This is a genomic window from Nocardia sp. NPDC049707, from assembly GCF_040674855.1.
GTDB lineage: Bacteria > Actinomycetota > Actinomycetes > Mycobacteriales > Mycobacteriaceae > Nocardia.
The window spans coordinates 1-18,345 of sequence record NZ_JBFANN010000055.1 but is presented as its reverse complement, the minus strand read 5'-3'; the positions used below and the strand labels follow the sequence as shown (position 1 = coordinate 18,345).

Genomic DNA, 18,345 nt, shown 5'->3' with positions numbered 1-18,345 from the left:
CGCGCCCGGCGCTGGATCCGCGGGCTGCGAAACTACCCCGCCCCAACCGTTGTCGTCGGGCGGCGATCCTGGTTCTGTGGGTGCCGAACCTGGTTCTGTGAGAGCCGGGTCGGGTTCCCCGGGCGGCGGTCCTCGTTCGTCCGGGGGCGGGCTCGGCTCGCCGGGGACCGGTCATGATGTGCCCGATGCAGGAGGGGGTGGGGCTGGGACTGGTTCTGGCTCTGTGGGTGGCGCGGGTGGCTCGCCAGGCGGCGGGTCCGCTGGGGCTGGTTCGCCGAGCAGCGGTATCGGTTCGGCTGGTGCTGGGTCAGATACGTCGGGTGGCGGTCCTGGTACGCCAGGTGAATCTGGTGTGCCGGGCACCGAGCCGTCGCCGGGGACTGAGCCCAAGCGGTTCGGCACGCCACCGCGCGCCGGCAGTATCCAGCGGCAAGAGGCCGGCGTTACCCAGCCGCGGCCGCCGACGGTGGCCGAGGCACGGGCGCGCGATAAGGCGCGTAAGCGCGCGGAGGAGGCGCAGCGGGCCGCCGCGGCTGCCGCCGAGCACAAGAAACGCACTCGCAAGCGCGTACTCATCGGCGGCGTCGCCATTGTCGGTGTCGCGGGTCTGGTCGGTGGTGGTTATCTCGCCTATCGGGCAGTCACCAAACCCGCTCAGGTGACCGCGTATTGCACCGTGATCGATCAGAACGGTCAAGAGATCGTCGCACCCGACGATCAGTGCGAGACCGCCTCGACCGCCGTCGGATCCGGCGCGACCGGTGCGTACACCGGCCTCAACGGGATCTTCATCTACAACGGGCACCAGTACCGCTACTACTACGGCGGCAACAACACCGTCGGCAAACCGCCGACCGGCGGAACCACGGTGCAGCCCAAGGGCGCTCACATCTCGACCAAGAGCGGCAGCACCATTACCCGCGGCGGTCTCGGTACCAGCAGCAAGAGTGGCGGAGGTTCGTAATGCGACGCGTGCGCGGTACGCCGCGGCTCGGTTGGCAGCAGATCATCGAGGGCCAGGGGCTGGTCTACGGGTCGCCCGGCCGGGATGCGAGCGGTCTGCCCAGGCCGTACTGGGATGAATCGGTGCACTACGAGTTCGAGATGCCGGAAATCCTCGCGCTGGAAGCCGATGTCGAACTGCTGCATTCGATGTGTCTGAATGCCGTCGAACATGTCGTGCTCACCGAGCGGTACAAGGATTTCGGTCTGCCCGAATGGAGTTGGGGGCCGATCGCGGAATCCTGGAAGCGTAATGACCCGCATGTCTACGGGCGCTTCGATCTGCGTTATGACGCGCGCCGTCCGGCGAAACTGTTGGAGTACAACGCCGATACGCCGACCTCACTATTGGAGGCGGCAATTGTGCAGTGGCACTGGCTCACCGCACTCTATCCGGACGGCGATCAGTGGAATTCCCTGCACGAGAAGCTGGTCGAGCGCTGGACCGAGTTGCGCGACATCCTGCCGTCGGCGCAATTGCATTTCACCTGGTCTGGTGCGGATGCCACCGGTGAGGACAATGTCACCACCGCGTATATGCAGGAGACCGCGGCCGAGGCCGGGTTCGACACCATCGCGCTGCCGATCGAGGAGATCGGATTCGACAGCGAACTGGAGCGTTTCGTCGATCTGGCCGAGGGGTCGATCGATGCGATCTTCAAGCTCTATCCGTGGGAGTGGGTGCTCGACGACGATTTCGGTAAGCGTGTGGTCGCGAGCCTGCCGCAGACCATGTGGGTCGAGCCGCTGTGGAAAACCCTGCTGAGCAATAAGGCGATCCTCGCGATCCTGTGGGAGATGTATCCCGGGCACCCGAATCTATTGCCCGCCTACCTCGATCAGCCCAATGAGCTCACCGAATACATTCGCAAGCCGAAGCTGGGGCGCGAGGGTGCGAATATGACCATTATCGGCGCGGGTCTGGAGACAGCCACCGGTGGGGTCTACGGCGAAGAGGGGTTCGTCTACCAATTGCTGGACCCCCTACCGGAATTCGACGATATGCGTCCGGTGCTCGGTGCTTGGATCGTCGGTGACAATGCGGCAGGGCTGGGGTTACGCGAAACCGCCGGATTGATCACCGATGACGGCTCGGCCTTTGTCCCGCACCGCATTACGCAGTAACCACGCGACCTCACCTCGGAAGGATCACGATGACCGCAGTTGCCCTCGAATCGGGTTACTGGAACTCGCTCGGCACCGGCGTCGGCGCCATCATCCTCTACGCCATTGTCGGCTTGGCTCTCATACTCGTCGGCTTCTACGCCATCGATCTGACCACACCCGGTAAGCTGCGTGCCCTGGTCGTGGCGGGTAAACCCAATGCGGTCATCGTCGCCGCCGCGGCCATGGTCAGCATGGCCTTGATCGTGGTGCTTGCGACCTACGCATCGGCGGGCAAGCTTTCCGAAGGGCTCATCGCGGCCAGCGTCTATGGGCTGGTCGGCATTGTCGCGCAGGTTATCTCGGTGCGGGTCATCGAGCGCGCGCTCGGCATCGATATCGGCGCCGCGCTGGCATCCGATGTCTACACCGCCAAGGTACTCGTGGTGGCCGCCGCGCATCTCGCGCTCGGTCTGGTTGTCGCCTTCGCCATTCTGTAGTTCCCCGGGCGGAATGCCGGTGCGGCGGATCACAGAGATTTCCGATATTCCGGTACTGGCGAAAGGCTGTGGCACATCCACAGCCTTGTCACGTATGCGAGTGCGGCGCACGACATTCGATCGCTGATTGTGGCGTGATGATGACGTGCGCCGCTTGCGACTGCGCGTAATAGCGCATCCGCCGGCGCCATAGCCGCAGGTGATTCAGCTCCGCCGCCGCAAACTGTGGGGCCAGGTAGTAGCGCCAAGCTATTCGAGCGAGCACCGCTGGCGGTGGTGGGCCGGAGACGGCGCGAGCACGTCCGCGCACGAGCAGTCGGTGGGAGTCGCGCCCATTCTCGCCGCCGAATAAGAGGGCCACCTGCGAGCGACTGGCCACATTGCGTACCGTCCACGACGAAGCCGAGGTCCCCGCGAAGATTCGGCCATGGTCCGCCATAACAAACCACAGCGGTACCGCGAATGGTGTGCCCCGCTCCGAGTGCGTGGCAAGGATCATGACGCGCGCAGCGGATAGCGCCGCGTCCAAATTCGGTGACGTCAACGGGTTGATGTCGGTATAGCTGGCACCACTGAATACGGGCTGTCGTGGATCGACGGTATCCGGTGGCGTTGGCGCGTAATGAAGTGAGCCGTAGTCCCAGGCGACAACTCGCGTCGGGACCAGCCGATATGACTGATCGCCCATCGAAATTGCCTTCCCTCGGACGGTCAGCGACCGCAACCGGAACCATTGCGGGCCGTCGTCGGCAATTACCACGACATTTCGGTCGGCCAGATCGGGGGCGTCTTCCGGCACCCGCATTATCCGCGGCGATGCTCCGGGGGCCGCCGGATCTTCGACACTCACGCCGATGGGCAGCACGTGGATTTCGTCGTCAATAGTGACAGCCAACGCAGCGCGCGGCGGTGCCAGCGCCAAGTCGGCTACCGCGGTTGCCTCGACATCACGGGTTACCACTTGATACCTCCGGAGTCATCAGCTCACCGGCAAGGGCTCGGGGACGATGCTGTTCCCGGTCGTGCGACTTGGCTCGTCCTTCAACCTACCTGTGTCCAAGGGCGCGGTTGCACCTCAGCCACAACCGGTCAGTCGAACTCGTACCGCATGAACACGTCCGCGCGCTCATACGGCATCGGCCCGATGTGATCGTTCGGGACGTGCACGAAACCGATTGATTCGTACAGATGTACAGCGTCGGCCAGCTTAGTGCTGCTACCGAGGAACAACGCCGTGGCACCCTGCCGTCGGGCGTAGTCGATGGCCTCCTCCAGGATGATGCGACCGAGGCCGCGGCCGCGGCGGTGCCGCGCCACAGCCATCTTCGACAGCTCGAACACACCGTCACCCGCCAGCACCAGCGCCACACATCCGACGATGTCCTCGCCGTCGCGGGCGATGAGTACCTGTCCGCCCCTGGCGACGATCTCGCGCTCCGGGTTGTCCAGTTTGACGGAGTCGGCGGGTTCAAGGGAGAACAGCTCGACGATCCATTCCTCGTTGAGTTCCTTGAACGCCCGTGCATCGGCCGGGCTCGACATCGGCTCGACGACGATGGTGTCGATCTGTCGGGTGGCGACGGGTTCGGTCTGCTGTGTCACGTTGTCAGCATGCCGGGCCGTGAATCATCATGTCCAATACTTGATAGGTCCGATTGATATGTTGAACTTATGATTGATGGGGTTGAACTGCGGCACCTGCGCTACTTCCTGGCAGTCGCCGAGGAACTGCATTTCGGCCGGGCTGCCGCGCGGCTGCACATCGCTCAACCCGCGCTGACCCAGCAGATCCAGCGGCTGGAGACGCTGCTGGGTACCCGTGTGTTCGACCGCACCTCGCGCAGTGTCGCCCTCACCCCGGCGGGAGAGGTGCTGCGTGAGCGGGCCGCGGCGATCCTCGGTCATGCGACTCGCGACCTGGACGAGGTCGCGCGCATCGGCCAGGGTAGCCAGGGGCGGCTTTACCTGGGCTTTGTCCCGTCGGTGCTACCGCTGAAACCGCTGCGGAGTGTCCGGCAGTTCCGAGACCGCTATCCGCTGGTCCAGATCGATCTCATCGAGGGCTACACCACCCACATGATGGCGCAGCTCGGCCACGGCGCGCTCGACATGGCGATCGTGCGCGATCCCGACGAGCAGCCAGACACCGTCGTATTCCCGCTGGTCACCGAGCCGTTCATGGCAGTGCTGCCGGTCGATCACCCGCTGGCGGACCATGCCGCCCTCACCGGGCCCGACCTCGCCGAGGACCCGCTCGTGTTCTTCCCCCGGGCTGCGGGCTCCCATGCCCACGACAAGAACCTGCGGCCCCTGGTGGAAGCCGGTCACCGGCCCCGCATCGTGCAGGAGGGCAACAACTGGACCACCATCCTCTACTTGGTGGGTGAGGGGCTGGGCGTCACCATTGCACCGCGCAGCGCGACGTTCACCGCGCCGCGGACCGTCCGCATCGTGCCACTCACCGAAACCGCCGCCACGACAACGGTTTACGTGGCTCACCGGGGCGATGACGAGCGCGCTCTCATTCGCAACTTCCTGGCGTTATTGCCGAACGACGCCGCTCGACCGACCGAACCAGAGGCTCGAACGGCATGTGCGGCAGCAGATCTCGCTGCGGTGGTCGAGTAGTCGGCGAAATCACCTGCGACTGTCCTGTTTGCCGCCGCTGTCCTCTGGTCGGGGGATCGCCGCCAGAAAGCAGGCGCTGTAGCCGCACAAGCGGGCCGTCACTCGTCGGCTCCGTATCACTGATTCGCGCGGGTCGGTGGCGTCTGGTGGCAAAGCCGGTGCCAGATGCACGGACCTTCGCGCCGCCGAGAGCAATACGACTGTGGCACAGCGGTTTCGCTACCCCGTCGGTGTCGTGATCGTTGTTCTGGCAGCTGTCGGTTGCGAGTGGAGCTCAATCTTACATAGCGTCCATTGCCCGGCGGTCAGTTGTCGTAGGAGGCGACTCCTACGGGCCCGACCCCGAGGCAGAGTTCGAGTCCTGGTGTGCGAGGGCTGATTCGAAGCGTGGTCCCGCTGCCGACAACGCGAACGTAGACGGTATTCAATCCCTTGCGAACCGGCGCGCCCACGGGTTCGCCGTATTCGAACGAGACAGTAATGCGTCCATCCTGGTTGGCCAGATAGTTGAGCTGCACAGTCCATTCGTGTTCGAGCATCGGCCCGTCGAGCGGAACATCGGCCGGCTGCGGCCCGAGGATCCGGTAGCCGCAGCCGGGCTCCGGCCCCGGCAGAATACTGCGGTTCCACCACACCGCCGCCTCGACGATCTCGCCGCTATCAGTAATCATCCGCAGATGCGGCGTCGAGTCGGCAAAGGTACTTGGCTTCGTCAACGGTGCGAGCACGCGACTCGTCAAATTCTGCGGATACGCCGTCGGATTCAACACATTCCACGGCACCTCCTGCTCGAGCAGCGGCTCTCCATCGACCCGAGCCAACCCCGCCTTCACATTCGCCACATACGCCCTCGTCGGATTGACCCGCCAAGACTCCACGAAACCCGCAGTAGACCACAGACAACTCACCAGAAACGCCACCCCCAACAAGGCCATAACCCGCCCGTCCACCGCCCTTGCCCTGCGCCCACCCACCCTGAAGACCCGCCCAGCTGCCAGACCTCCCAGCAACCCGGAACCCCGCCCCGCCAATAACCCCGCCCGATCTCGCGAATCGCGAGCCGGTCCATCCCCGCTGCGCGGGACTGTCGCATCATCTTCCGGACTGGGCCGCCGCGCCGAAGTGCGTTCGTGCGGGTTGGTCGCGTCGTGTGGCGAGTCGGGGAGCGCCGCGGCGGCGCGGTTGCGTGACGCAGCCGCTCCACGCCGCGAATCGTGAGCCGCTGCAGGAATCCCACTGCCCGTTACACTCGCGTCGTCACTCGAATCCGGGAGCAAGTCCGGAACACGGCCCCGCGGTTGAGCACGCAGTATCAGCGCACCGGCTGCGGTCGACACCACTGCGATATCGGCGAAATAGCGCAGGGACTGCATCAGTTCGGCGGCGGTGTTGGGTCCGCTGCGGACCAACGCGACCGGCAGTTGGGCGACGAGCACGTACGCCGCCGCTGTCACCCACACCGGCCACACGCGGAGCCGGGCACGCAGGGACAGTAGCACCAATGCGCACAATGCGACCCACGCCGACACCACCGTCCAACTCGGCGGATCCGCCCACGGTGTCGACGGCAACCAGCGCTCCCAACTCCACGGTCCGCCGAACAGTGTCGGCACAATCCCCAATGATGTTGCGCCGGGCAATAAGTCACGCAATTCCGCCGGACTGGTATGCACCGCCGAAACATCCACCACCGCCAGATATCCGGCCAGCCAACAGCCGATCACCACACCGGAACCGCCCCACAGCGCCGCCCCACGCCGCGCCACAACCCGCAGCGCGGATCCGAGACCGTCGACGTGCCGAGCGAGTACAGCGCCGGCGAATGCGGCGAACGGCACGATCACCGACTTCTCGAAGAAGAGCAGCGCCGCCGCCAGCACCACGACCCCCGATACCGCGTACCGCCGCCGCCCCGTCTCGACCAGCCGCACGGCATCACCGATCACCCACGCGAGCGCGAATTGCAGTGGCAGTGCATTGAGCGCGGCGGCCCACCACGCGAACGCTGGAAGCGTCAGCGGACAGAACAGATAAAACCCGAGCGGCACCAGAATCGCCCACCGCATCCCCATCAGCACGACCAGCATCCGTACCACCGCCACCGACGCCGCGAGCTGCAACACCACCAGCGACACCACTGGCCCAGCCCATGCCAATGGCGCAACCGCGGTCACCACCCAAGCCGTCGCGAACGCCAACGGCATGAAATGCCCATCATGGTCGTACAACAGCAAATCCGCAGACCACAGCGAATAACTACCGGCCCGCCCCACCAAAATCAGATCGTCCCAATAGAAAAAACCACTCCCCGCTACCCACCCCCGGATCACCGACTGCACCAACACGAGCCCCAACGCCACGCCGAGCACACCCCGTGCCACCCCAAGCACCCGCCAACGCCGCGCAGGCACAGGCGCGACATCGACGCATTCCGACACCGGGACGCTGTCCATGTCACCCCACCGTAGTGTCACGCCTGAGCAGGTCGACAACTTCGCGCTCACGCGCGGCGTGCCCTCTTGCAGGCGGGGAGTACCTGGGGGCAAGCCTGCGCGATCTTCCTTCGGGCGGGATGTCGACGTCTGCGGGCACGGTGGCGGCGCGCTAGCTCGATGGTTCGGCTCAGCGCCTGTGCCCCGTCCCGAGCAGCTCGATCAGGCCGGGAAAACGGGCGGCCAGCTCCGCCCGTGCGCACTCGCGCCACAGCGGACCCGAGCGGCAGGCCCCGGGGTTCCTGACGTGGGGTGCACGATCAGTGGTGCTGGATGCCCTTGCGGTGCATTCAGCACTGGTGCCAGCTGACCGGCACGATGTGTCAGTTGGTGTGCCGACCGAACCTGCCCGATTCGAAACCGGCCAGCATACGGAAGGCGAGCACGGCGCCCCACGGACCGATGACCCAGATCGGCCACGGGTAGGTGAGCTCCCCGACGCTCATCGAGATCGCCGCCCAGATGGCGAGCACCAGCACGCTCACGCCGAGCCACGAAGTACCTTCGATCTGCTGCCAGATCGGGAAGCGGCTCATCGAATTCTTCGGTACGGCCGACTCTTTCGGCAGCTTCGGCAGATCGGACAGCACCAGTTGCAGATCGTCGCGAACGCCGGTCTCGTAGACACGTGCGACGCGCTGATCGTATTCGGCAAGATCGATCCGACCGTCGGCCATATGCCGTCCGAGCAGGCGCACAACCTTCTCGCGCTCCGCATCGGAAGCCCGAGTACCAGGCGAGATTTCCATGTCCAGTTCCTAACGACTAGATCCATATTCCACATTGGAATGTGGAATCAGCATGAACCCTCCAATGTGGAATGTCAACCCCTGGTGTGGCGGTGTATCGGGACGCGGTCGAGTCGGCCTCAGCGCCGATGAGTCCAAGATTTCGGGTGTCACCGAAGCCTTGCTGAACTCCGCTGTTCGTTCGGCCTATGACCTGCGATGACGTCGGACCGGTTGCTCGTTCCGTGCCCATGGTTCGCGCTGCGATGGCCGAGACGGTTCGCTGGGGTGTGCGCGGGATTGCCCTTGGCGGTACGCGCCGGAACTTTCATCCCTGGGCTGACGGTAGCCAGGTTGTTCCCGGGAGCGAGTGGCGGGAAAATCGGTCGACGGTGGGGATCGCCTCGGATCCGCGTGGTTTTCGCGGCGGGCGCGTGCTGGGGCGCCCAGTTCGTCGGGAGGTGCCTCGGCGTGGCGGCGGCTGGGTGGTGTACCTCGACCAGCCTGTGGTTCGTTTCGCCGATCCATCGGAGGTTCGTGGCCGTATGGGTCCGACCAGGGGTGGTGTGCGCCGGAATTCTGGTCGAAAGGGCGGTGGGAGGGGCTGTGGTGGCGTGATTCGGGTTGCTCGTCCCACGAGTCGTCGAGCGATTCGTTCCTACGGGATCGAGGTCTCTCACCTGTTCTAGCCGCACGCCACCCCGACCGATCGCTTGCTCTTCGGCGCGTGTTCGACGGCTGGTCGCGCCGAATCGGCGGTTCGTCGAAGCGGTTGTCGGAGTTACGGTGATTTTGGGAGCGGGGGGCAGCGGCCCCGCGGCGGGTGGGAGTGTCTTGGTCAGGTGGTTGGCGGCGGCTTCGGCTGGGGCGAGGCGGGTCCACGGGTTCGCGTGCGTTGCGGCGCTTGCTCGATAGCTGATGTGCCCCAATGGATTCGCGGGACTGATCGCGGCGGGGAGCTTCGAGGTCCAGCACCGGCAGTTCGCGGGTGATGCGGTGGGAGGTATCGCCGCGTTCCCGGAAGGCAGCGGGGATGCCCTGGTTGTGCAGCCAAGCGCCGGGGTCGTGGCGGTCCAGGTCGAGGACGGTGCGTTCGAGGAGGTCGAGCAGGTCGCCCCGGCCACCGCCGAGAGCGGCGCGGATGTCGGGGAAGGTGCTGGTCCGGAAGGCCCAATTCCATTCGTAGGCCGGAGCGGCGCCGCTGGTGTCGTGGCCGTGGAAGACGAGATCGCCGGAGCGGGTGATGCGGGCCCGGACAGTTATGCCGTCGGATTCGATGCGGAAACCGCGAATGTCGGTGCGGGCACGGGTGGCGGCGTGGTCGGCGGCCTGCACCTCGAACCAGGCGGTTATCAGGCCGATGAGCGCGAAGCCGGCGGCGACAGCGACCTGCACCCAGACATCGGACAAATCGCTTTTTCGGCTGACCTCGCACGCATGCAGAAATAGCAGGCACCCCACGACCAGTGTCGCGATGCGCGTCAGCCGCAGCGTCGTCGCATGACGGACCAGACCGAACACGGTGCTGGTCTTGGCCGATGACATGCTCTGCACTCCCGCCGAACTACCGGTCCGCTGGCGAATCAGACTGGATCGTATGCGCCCCGGCAGTCCGGCGATACCGCAAGCGCATACCGGTCGGTCCGGCGGAGTTGGAGTCACTGCGAAGTCAGGGGACACGCCATCCGGCGTGGTGACAGGCTGCCCACTTGGTTGCGCTCGCCTTCCGCCGGACCCGAGGAGACCATGCGCGCGGTCGCCGAAATGCTGGATAGTGGGCGCCGAATCGATAACCTACCGAGGTGGCCGAGCGGTGTCCGCCCGCCTACCGGGTAACCGATGCTCGACGGATACCATGGCTGGTCGCCCTCCTCGGGGACGACGAATTGTTCGACCGCGTGCAGGGAAGGGGCGTCGAATTTGCACCTGAAGAGTCTGACGTTGAAGGGTTTCAAGTCCTTCGCGTCCGCGACGACCTTGCGGCTCGAGCCGGGCATCACCTGCGTGGTCGGCCCGAACGGCTCGGGCAAATCCAATGTCGTCGACGCGCTCACCTGGGTGATGGGCGAGCAGGGTGCGAAGGCGCTGCGCGGCGGCAAGATGCAGGACGTCATCTTCGCCGGTACCTCCGGACGCGCGCCGCTCGGTCGCGCCGAGGTGACGCTGACCATCGACAACTCCGACGGTGCGCTGCCGATCGACTACGCCGAGGTCTCCATTACCCGGCGCATGTTCCGCGACGGCGCGGGTGAATACGAGATCAATGGCAGCTCCTGCCGCCTGATGGATGTGCAGGAACTGCTCAGCGATTCCGGCATCGGCCGGGAAATGCACGTCATCGTCGGACAGGGCCAACTCTCGGCGATCCTGGAATCGCGCCCCGAGGACCGCCGTGCCTTCGTCGAAGAGGCCGCCGGTGTGCTCAAGCACCGCAAGCGCAAGGAAAAGGCGGTCCGCAAACTGGAGGCGATGCAGGCCAACCTGGCCCGCCTCACCGATCTCACCACCGAGCTGCGCCGCCAACTCAAACCGCTCGGAAGACAGGCCGAGGTGGCCCGCCGTGCCCAGACCGTACAGGCCGATCTGCGCGACGCGCGCCTGCGCCTGGCCGCCGACGACCTGGTCACCCGGCGCAACGAGCTGGAGAGCCAGCAGAGCAAAGAGGCGTACGCGCGCGAGCAGCAGATCACGGTGCAGACCGAACTCGATGCCGCGAATGCCGCACTGGCGCAGCAGGAATTCCAGCTGTCCCGACTGACCCCGAGCGCCGAGGCCGCCGCGCAGATCTGGTTCCAGCTGTCCGCGCTGGCCGAGCGGGTCAATGCCACCATCCGAATCGCGGGCGACCGCGCCCGCAACCTGCACACCGAACTGCCCGTCGGCAGCGGTCGTGATCCGGAGCAGCTCGAGGCAGAGGCCGAACGGGTGGAAGCCGAGGAGGCCGAACTGCGCGAGGCGGTCGAAATCGCGGCCGAGACCCTGGAGGCCGCGCGCGAGGCACTCGCCGAACGTGAGCAGGCCGCGAAGGCCGCCGAACAGGCGCATTTGGCCGCGGTGCGCGCCATCGCCGACCGGCGTGAGGGGTTGGCCCGGTTGTCCGGTCAGGTCGAAACCCTGCGCACCCGATCCCAGTCGGTGGATGCGGAGGTCACCCGGCTCACCGTCGCGATCGGTGAGGCCCGCCAGCGTGGCGAGGCGGCCCAGGCCGAATTCGAGGCGGGCCAAGGCGAACTCGGTGAACTCGAGGCCGGTGAGGCCGGTCTGGACGCCCAGCACGAGCATGCGGTGCAGGCCCTCGAACTCGCCGATCAGCGCGTGACCGAACTGCGCGAACAGGATCGCGACGCCACCAAGCGGGTCGCGTCGCTGAGCGCCCGCATCGAAGCGTTGGGGATGGGCTTGGCGCGCAAGGACGGCGCGGCCTGGTTGGTCGAGAATCGCGCGCAGGGCCTGCTCGGTCCGCTTTCCGGGCTGATCCGGGTGCACGGTGGTTTCGAGGTCGCTGTCGCCGCGACCCTCGGCCCGCTCGCCGACGCCGTTGCCGCCGACACCGGAGATTCCGCGCACACAGCGGTGCGGGCGTTGAAGGAGGCCGATGGTGGTCGGGCCGCACTCGTCTTCGATGCCGCGGCCGCGCCGATCACGCCCAACGGTGCATTGCCCGGCGGGGCGCGCTGGCTGGCCGATGTGGTCGACGGACCGGACAACGTTCGCGCCGCCCTTGCGGCGCTGACCGCCGGTGTCGCCGTGGTCGACGATCTCGCCGCCGCCGCCGAACTGGTCCGGGCTCGGCCGGAACTGCGCGTGGTCACCCGCGACGGCGATCTCACCGGAATCGGTTGGGTGCTCGGCGGATCCGATCGCGCACCGAGTCAGCTGGAGATCCAGGCCGATATCGATGCCGCCAAGGCCGATTTGGTCGTAGCGCAACGCCGCGCCGAAGAACTGGAGGCGGCCCTGTCCGGTGCGTTGGCCGAACAAGCCGATCGCAAGGATGCGGTCGATCACGCACTGCTCGCACTGCACGAATCCGATCAGGCCCTGGTCGTGATCTACGACCGCCTCGGCAGGCTCGGCGAGGTGGCCCGCACGGCCCAAACGGATATCGACCGGCTCACCGCCCAGCGCGCGGAAACCGAGTCCGGTCGGGAAGAGACACTGGCGGCGCTGGCCGATCTCGAACAACGGCTGCGCCGCATCGAACTCGAATCCGAGGTCGACGACGGCATGGGCGCGGCGGGCACCGAATCCGCCGGCCGCGAGCGCGAGGAGGCCGCCGCCGCACTGGCCGAGGCACGGTCCATGGAGGTGGAGGCCCGCTTGACTGTGCGCACCTCCGAGGAACGCGCGGAATCGGTTCGCGGCAAAGCGGATTCGCTGCGCCGGGCCGCGCGCGCCGAACGCGAGACAAGGGCGCGCGCCGAACGCGCACAGGCCGCGCGCAGACAGGCCGCCGAAGTCGCCGCCGCCGTTGCCGAATCCGGTGCCAAGGTCGCCGCCGAACTGGAATCCGTTGTGGCGCAAGCGGGTGCGCGCCGCGACGAACTGGTACGCCGCCGCACCGAATGCGCTACCCAGGTCGAACAGGTCAAGGAGCGGGCCCGCGCGCTGACCACCCAGCTTGCCCAACTCACCGATGCTGTGCACCGCGACGAGGTCGCCAAAGCCCAAGCGGCACTGCGCATCGAGCAGATCGAGGCGACCATCGCCGAACAGTTCGGCATCGCACTGGCCGATCTGATCGCTGAATACGGTCCGGATGTGCCGATGCCGCCATCGGATCTGGAGTGGCAGGAGTACGAGCAGGCCAAGGAGCGCGGCGAACAGGTCAGCGCGCCCGCTCCGATGCCGTACGACCGCAAGACTCAAGAGCGCCGCGCCAAGCGCGCCGAGAAGGACCTCGCCACCCTCGGCAAGGTGAATCCTCTTGCGCTGGAAGAGTTCGCGGCGCTCGAGGAGCGCTACAACTTCCTCGCCACTCAGCTCGACGACGTGAAGAGCGCGCGCAAGGATCTGCTGGATGTGGTGGCCGAAGTGGACGCGCGCATCCTGCAGGTGTTCACCGATGCCTACGGGGATGTCGAGCGCGAATTCGTCGGCGTCTTCGCGAAACTGTTTCCGGGCGGCGAGGGCCGGCTGGTGCTGACCGACCCGTCGGACATGCTGACCACCGGTATCGAGGTGGAGGCGCGCCCGCCCGGCAAGAAGGTCAAGCGACTATCGCTGCTGTCCGGCGGCGAGAAATCGCTGACCGCGGTTGCCCTGCTGGTGGCCATCTTCCGCGCCCGCCCCTCGCCGTTCTACGTGATGGACGAGGTCGAGGCCGCGCTGGACGACACCAATCTGCGCCGTCTCATCGGCCTGTTCGAGCAGCTGCGCGAGAAGAGTCAGCTGATCGTCATCACCCACCAGAAGCCGACCATGGAGATTGCCGATGCCCTCTACGGTGTCAGCATGCGCGGCGACGGCATCACCCAGGTGATCAGTCAACGACTGCGCGGGGAGACCCTCACCCCGGTCGGCGCGGCCGGCTGAAGGTAAGGCCGCGACCCAGAAGCCCTCGCAGGCAACACGTCTGGTGATCTTTCGGCAACAAGGTACTCGCCAGCCTCAACGACACTCGCTGCACCCACATAACCCACTACAACGGAAGCGACCGCAGCACAGGCGGATTCGGGGCAATGACCCGAATCCGCCGCGGGCTGGGTCACACTAATGGCGACATCGATCCGCGCTCATGGCGCCATCGAGGTGGCGGCGTGCCGGTCGTTGTCCTGTTGCGCCATGATCTTGGCGGCACCGGTTGTGGTGAGCCAGGATTCGAGGGTGCTGAGGGCGGGGTGGATTTCCCGGAGCGCGGGAATGTCGGCGCGCCAGCCGCCGGACTTGCGGAGCAACCGCCACGTGTTGCCGATCTGTTCGCCCATGGCATCCGCCTCGGCCTCGGTGACCTCGTGGTAGTGCACCGGGTATCCGGTGGCCCGGGTGATCGCCGCCAGGGCCGCGACGGGAGTTATCGCGTCACCCGCCAATTCGAGGGTTCGGCCGTGGAAGCGATCCGGGTCGGCGAAGGCCAGTGCGGCGAAGGCCGCGATATCGTCGATCGCAATCATCTGCAGCGGCTGGTCCGCCGGGAACAGATGTTTCTGCACGCCGTCGATGATGCCGTCCAGCGGACTGCCACGCAGGATGTAGTTCTCCATGAAGCGCACCGGACGCAGCAGGGTGTAGCGCAGACCGCTGGTCGCGGCGGCTGCCTCGATGTCGCCCTTTCCGGCCTGGCCCCATGCGGCGTCATCGGTCATCGAAGCGACACCGGTGAAGACGATCTGTTGGACTCCTGCGCGCTTGGCCGCGTCGATCACCGCGATGCCGCGGGTGGCCTCCACGTCGGCCTGCCAACCGTTCGGCCCGAAAGCGGCTGGGGGCAAGAGGAATACGCCGTGTGCTCCGGCGACGGCGGTGTCCAGCGTTGCGGGAGTGTCGAAGTCACCGGTTACCAATTCGGCGCCGGCGTCGGCCAATGCGCGGGCCGAGGGCGCGTGCGGATCGCGGACCAGCGCACGCACCGCGATGCCGTCGGCCAGCAGTCGGCGCGCGGTCGCACCGCCCTGCTTGCCGGTTGCGCCGGTGACCAGGATGGGGTTCTGCTGAAGGGACATACTCGCCTTCTCTGCTCGATACAATCGGGTCGGACAACCCGAATTCGAACGATATGGGTGTGATCGCCCGCTTGGCCAGGTGACAGGAACGGAAGGCCGTAACGAAATGTCTGCTTCGCTGTCCACGCCGGAACCGTCCATGGTCGCCGCGCGGGCCGATGCCCGCCGTAATCGCGCGCTGGTGCTGGCCGCCGCGCAACGCGCCTTCGCCGAACAGGGCACCTCGGTATCATTGGCCGAGGTCGCGCGCAGGGCCGGGGTGGGCGCGGGCACCGTCTATCGACATTTCCCCACGAAAACCGATCTGCTGGAAGCGGTTATGCAACAGCGCATCGACCGGCTGGCGACACTCGCCGTCGAATATCTCGACGCGCCGGATCCCGGTGCCGCATTCTTCGCGGTCTGTACCGAGGTGGTCAGCTCCGCTCCGCGCAGCCAGGCACTCTGCGATGTCATCCAATCCGACGACGGCTGGCCGAAGGCACTGCTACGCAGTGCGGGCGACCGCTTTCATCACGCGCTCGGCGCCCTGCTGGCGGCCGCGCAGCGCCAGGGCACGGTCCGTTCGGATCTCGAAATCGCTGATGTACTGGACGTTTTCACCGGATGCGTGGCGATTCAGCGACGTCAGCGCCCCGGCGGACCGCTGCTGCGGGCTGTCGCGATCATGTTCGACGCCATGCGCGCGAACTCCGGAATCCGGCCCGTGACGAAACCCGATATCGGGGCCAAAACTAGTAACGAAACTGGCCATCGTAACGAAACGCCGCACTGTCCGATCTGCGGCACCGAGATCCGCCCCACCGGCACCGGCCGCCCAGCCCGCTACTGTTCCGCGGCCTGCCGTCAGAAGGCGCATCGCCGACGATCGGCCCGCGCCGCATTGGCCGATGCGGCGCGATGACGCCGACACGGCAGAATGTTGCGGATTCCGCCTGCCGACCGTCTGCCCGGGATGGAATTGTTCTGGGCAGACGGTCGGCAAGGATGCGGGGAGTCAGAGCAGGTCACTCACATCGTCCGGTACGTCGACGGCGTATTTGCGCAAAATATCCATCGAGATCACTTCCAGGGCGTTTTCATGGGTGGCCGCCAGCACCACGGGCGCGGCGACACCGTCCTCGTGAGCGTGTAACCAGCGCACGGCCACCACGCACCATCGGTCCCCCGGCTGCAGGCCCGGGAAGCTGTTCTCCGGCCGCGGCGTACTCAGATCGTTGCCGATGGACGCCTGGTGCTCCAGAAATTCAGCCGTGACGACGGTGCACACGGTATGGCTGCCCAGATCCTCCGGCCCGGTACTGCAGCAGCCGTCCCGGTAGAAGCCGGTGAGAGGATCGGTGCCGCACTCTTCCAGCGGCCCCCCAAGCACGTTTCGATCGGTCACGTCGCCGATACTATTGTCCCATCGCGAGAAGTTCCGCAGGACAAGAAATCTCGGGTGCTGTGTGTCGGGTCCGGGACGCTGTGGTAATGCGCAGGACCTGGTTCTGCAAGGATGGTCGGCGTGAGTTCCGAAGCCTGGATCCTGATCGCCGTTGTCGCCGCCGTGTTGGTGGTGGCGTTTGTCGCTGGATTCGTCCTGTACAAGCGCCGTCGCGTCACGCTGACGCCGCCCACCGCCGACAAAGAACTGACCGACCGGTCTGGTGGTTACGCGGCCTCGGGTGGCTTCAACTTCAGTCAGGGCGGCACGGCCACCGCGACACGCCCGGAGCCCGCGCCGATCCAGCGAACCGATACCGAGGGGCAGCCCCACGTCGGTGATGACGCGGCGATTCCGCGTGACGCGCCGAAGCGTGGCATCACCAATGTGCCGCTACCCGAGGGCGATGTCGACATCGCGGAGCCCCCTTCGGTCGAAACCGATGGCGCCGCCACCACGGCCGAGTCCACAACGGCCACGGTGGATTCGGATACCGCGGTCGAATCGGATGCGGCGCCGGCCCCGCCCACGAGCGCCGATGCTTCCGCGTCCTCGGACACCTCCACGGCTGCGGACCTCACCACCGCCGCGGACCCCGGAACCGCAGCGCCGACCGACACCGCCCCGCCAGCGGACACCGCCCCGCCCGCAGCCACCACCGCACCAGCGGCAACCCCGGACCAAGCCGCCGTGGAAGCTGCCCCCGAACCCACCGCCGCCGACGCGGCCACCACCCCAGCCCTGGACTACATCGAGCCCACCGCGGGCCGCCTGGTCCGCCTGCGCGGGCGCCTGTCTCGCTCCCAGAACGCTGTCGGCAAGAGCCTGCTCGGCCTGCTCGGCGGCGGCGACCTGGACGACGACTCCTGGGAAGAGGTCGAAGACACCCTGGTCTTGGCCGATCTCGGCACCGCGAGCACCGCCGCGGTGGTGGATCGGCTGCGCGAGGAAATGGCCACACGCAGCGTCCGCGACACCGAACAGGCGCGCGCCGTGCTGCGCGAGGTATTGATCGAAGCGCTGCGCCCCGAGCTCGACCGCTCGGTGCGCGCGCTCCCGCACGACGACCATCCGTCGATCCTGCTGGTCGTCGGCGTCAACGGCACCGGAAAGACCACTACGACCGGCAAACTCGCCCGCGTGCTGGTCGCCGACGGACGCCGGGTCCTGCTCGGCGCCGCCGATACCTTCCGCGCCGCCGCCGCCGATCAGCTGCAGACCTGGGGTGAACGGGTCGGCGCGGATACGGTTCGCGGCCGGGAGGGCGCGGATCCGGCGGCTGTCGCCTTCGACGCGGTCAGCGCGGGGATCGAGGGCGGCGTCGATGTCGTCATGATCGATACCGCGGGCCGACTGCACACCAAGACCGGTCTGATGGACGAGCTCGGCAAGGTCAAGCGCGTGGTGGAGAAGAAGGCCGCGGTCGACGAGGTCCTGTTGGTCCTGGACGCCACCGTCGGACAGAACGGTCTCATGCAGGCGCGCGTCTTCGCCGAGGTCGTCGATATCACCGGCGTCGTGCTCACCAAACTGGACGGAACGGCCAAGGGCGGCATCGTCTTCCAGGTGCAGCACGAACTCGGTGTTCCGGTGAAGCTGGTCGGCCTCGGCGAAGGCGCCGACGACCTTGCTCCCTTCGAACCCGGGGCCTTCGTGGACGCCCTCTTGGGCTGACTGTGTTTAATTGCCGCGCCTTCGGCGCGGCGGGTTCGCGGCCCCCTTCAGTCTCGCGTCCGAGCCGTCGAGACTCGCGACTTCGTCGCATGCGCTTCGACGGCTCGCAACCGCGACCGGCCGCGCACG

At 66.6% G+C, this 18,345-nt stretch carries 14 protein-coding genes; 8 read left to right on the top strand and 6 right to left on the bottom strand.

The window, feature by feature from the left end; all coding sequences use genetic code 11:
* The first annotated feature begins 352 nt into the window (after positions 1-352).
* Genes AB0J29_RS32540 through AB0J29_RS32530 form a run of 3 tightly spaced genes read left to right on the top strand, consistent with a single transcriptional unit; the run spans position 353 to position 2,606 of the window.
* On the top strand, positions 353-964 hold the full coding sequence (locus tag AB0J29_RS32540) for a hypothetical protein (protein ID WP_364794383.1): 612 nt from the start codon (positions 353-355) through the stop codon (positions 962-964).
* Complete coding sequence (locus AB0J29_RS32535; protein WP_364794381.1) at positions 964-2,127, top strand: glutathionylspermidine synthase family protein; 1,164 nt, start codon at positions 964-966, stop codon at positions 2,125-2,127. Before AB0J29_RS32540 ends, AB0J29_RS32535 begins: the two co-directional genes overlap by 1 nt.
* A gap of 29 nt (positions 2,128-2,156) precedes the next feature.
* Entirely contained in the window at positions 2,157-2,606 is a 450-nt protein-coding gene (locus AB0J29_RS32530; protein WP_364794379.1) for a DUF350 domain-containing protein, read from the top strand.
* 88 nt (positions 2,607-2,694) lie between these two features.
* Here the strand turns inward: AB0J29_RS32530 and AB0J29_RS32525 are convergent, their stop codons facing one another.
* Both AB0J29_RS32525 and AB0J29_RS32520 read right to left on the bottom strand, forming a co-directional pair.
* Positions 2,695-3,567: a pyridoxamine 5'-phosphate oxidase family protein gene (locus AB0J29_RS32525; RefSeq protein WP_364794377.1), complete on the bottom strand. Its 873-nt coding sequence runs from the start codon at positions 3,565-3,567 to the stop codon at positions 2,695-2,697.
* Between the two features lie 128 nt (positions 3,568-3,695).
* Positions 3,696-4,208, bottom strand: a complete 513-nt coding sequence (locus AB0J29_RS32520; protein WP_364794375.1) for a GNAT family N-acetyltransferase — start codon at positions 4,206-4,208, stop codon at positions 3,696-3,698.
* 69 nt (positions 4,209-4,277) lie between these two features.
* Between AB0J29_RS32520 and AB0J29_RS32515 the strand changes: the two genes are divergently transcribed.
* Positions 4,278-5,234: a LysR substrate-binding domain-containing protein gene (locus AB0J29_RS32515; RefSeq protein WP_364794373.1), complete on the top strand. Its 957-nt coding sequence runs from the start codon at positions 4,278-4,280 to the stop codon at positions 5,232-5,234.
* A gap of 305 nt (positions 5,235-5,539) precedes the next feature.
* Here AB0J29_RS32515 and AB0J29_RS32510 read toward each other — a convergent pair whose 3' ends face one another.
* Together AB0J29_RS32510 and AB0J29_RS32505 are read right to left on the bottom strand one after the other, a co-directional pair.
* Positions 5,540-7,687, bottom strand: coding sequence for a hypothetical protein (locus AB0J29_RS32510; RefSeq protein ID WP_364794371.1), 2,148 nt, complete (start codon positions 7,685-7,687; stop codon positions 5,540-5,542).
* A gap of 362 nt (positions 7,688-8,049) precedes the next feature.
* Positions 8,050-8,475 (bottom strand): DUF1707 domain-containing protein, encoded by a 426-nt coding sequence (locus AB0J29_RS32505; RefSeq protein WP_364794370.1) that lies wholly within the window; start codon positions 8,473-8,475, stop codon positions 8,050-8,052.
* An 897-nt stretch (positions 8,476-9,372) separates the two neighbouring features.
* Between AB0J29_RS32505 and AB0J29_RS32500 the strand changes: the two genes are divergently transcribed.
* The gene (locus AB0J29_RS32500; protein ID WP_364794369.1) at positions 9,373-9,903 is read left to right on the top strand and encodes a hypothetical protein; all 531 of its coding nucleotides are present in this window, start codon (positions 9,373-9,375) and stop codon (positions 9,901-9,903) included.
* 471 nt (positions 9,904-10,374) lie between these two features.
* Positions 10,375-13,989, top strand: a complete 3,615-nt coding sequence (smc, locus tag AB0J29_RS32495) for a chromosome segregation protein SMC (protein ID WP_364794368.1) — start codon at positions 10,375-10,377, stop codon at positions 13,987-13,989.
* A 200-nt stretch (positions 13,990-14,189) separates the two neighbouring features.
* Here smc and AB0J29_RS32490 read toward each other — a convergent pair whose 3' ends face one another.
* On the bottom strand, positions 14,190-15,116 hold the full coding sequence (locus AB0J29_RS32490; protein ID WP_364794366.1) for an NmrA family NAD(P)-binding protein: 927 nt from the start codon (positions 15,114-15,116) through the stop codon (positions 14,190-14,192).
* Between the two features lie 106 nt (positions 15,117-15,222).
* On the opposite strand from AB0J29_RS32490, the gene AB0J29_RS32485 reads away from it, so the two are divergent.
* Positions 15,223-16,020: a helix-turn-helix domain-containing protein gene (locus AB0J29_RS32485; protein WP_364794364.1), complete on the top strand. Its 798-nt coding sequence runs from the start codon at positions 15,223-15,225 to the stop codon at positions 16,018-16,020.
* A gap of 93 nt (positions 16,021-16,113) precedes the next feature.
* Here AB0J29_RS32485 and AB0J29_RS32480 read toward each other — a convergent pair whose 3' ends face one another.
* Positions 16,114-16,503: a DUF2237 domain-containing protein gene (locus AB0J29_RS32480; RefSeq protein WP_364498746.1), complete on the bottom strand. Its 390-nt coding sequence runs from the start codon at positions 16,501-16,503 to the stop codon at positions 16,114-16,116.
* 120 nt (positions 16,504-16,623) lie between these two features.
* Here AB0J29_RS32480 and ftsY point away from each other — a divergent pair, with 120 nt between their 5' ends.
* The gene (ftsY, locus tag AB0J29_RS32475; protein WP_364794363.1) at positions 16,624-18,216 is read left to right on the top strand and encodes a signal recognition particle-docking protein FtsY; all 1,593 of its coding nucleotides are present in this window, start codon (positions 16,624-16,626) and stop codon (positions 18,214-18,216) included.
* The last annotated feature ends 129 nt before the right edge of the window (positions 18,217-18,345 follow it).

Coding starts and splice junctions, on each gene's coding strand:
- AB0J29_RS32510 (WP_364794371.1), bottom strand. CDS start 7,687: ATGGACAGCGTCCCGGTGTCGGAATGCGTCGATGTCGCGCCTGTGCCT.
- AB0J29_RS32505 (WP_364794370.1), bottom strand. CDS start 8,475: ATGGAAATCTCGCCTGGTACTCGGGCTTCCGATGCGGAGCGCGAGAAG.
- AB0J29_RS32515 (WP_364794373.1), top strand. CDS start 4,278: ATGATTGATGGGGTTGAACTGCGGCACCTGCGCTACTTCCTGGCAGTC.
- AB0J29_RS32490 (WP_364794366.1), bottom strand. CDS start 15,116: ATGTCCCTTCAGCAGAACCCCATCCTGGTCACCGGCGCAACCGGCAAG.
- AB0J29_RS32535 (WP_364794381.1), top strand. CDS start 964: ATGCGACGCGTGCGCGGTACGCCGCGGCTCGGTTGGCAGCAGATCATC.
- AB0J29_RS32530 (WP_364794379.1), top strand. CDS start 2,157: ATGACCGCAGTTGCCCTCGAATCGGGTTACTGGAACTCGCTCGGCACC.
- AB0J29_RS32485 (WP_364794364.1), top strand. CDS start 15,223: ATGTCTGCTTCGCTGTCCACGCCGGAACCGTCCATGGTCGCCGCGCGG.
- AB0J29_RS32500 (WP_364794369.1), top strand. CDS start 9,373: ATGTGCCCCAATGGATTCGCGGGACTGATCGCGGCGGGGAGCTTCGAG.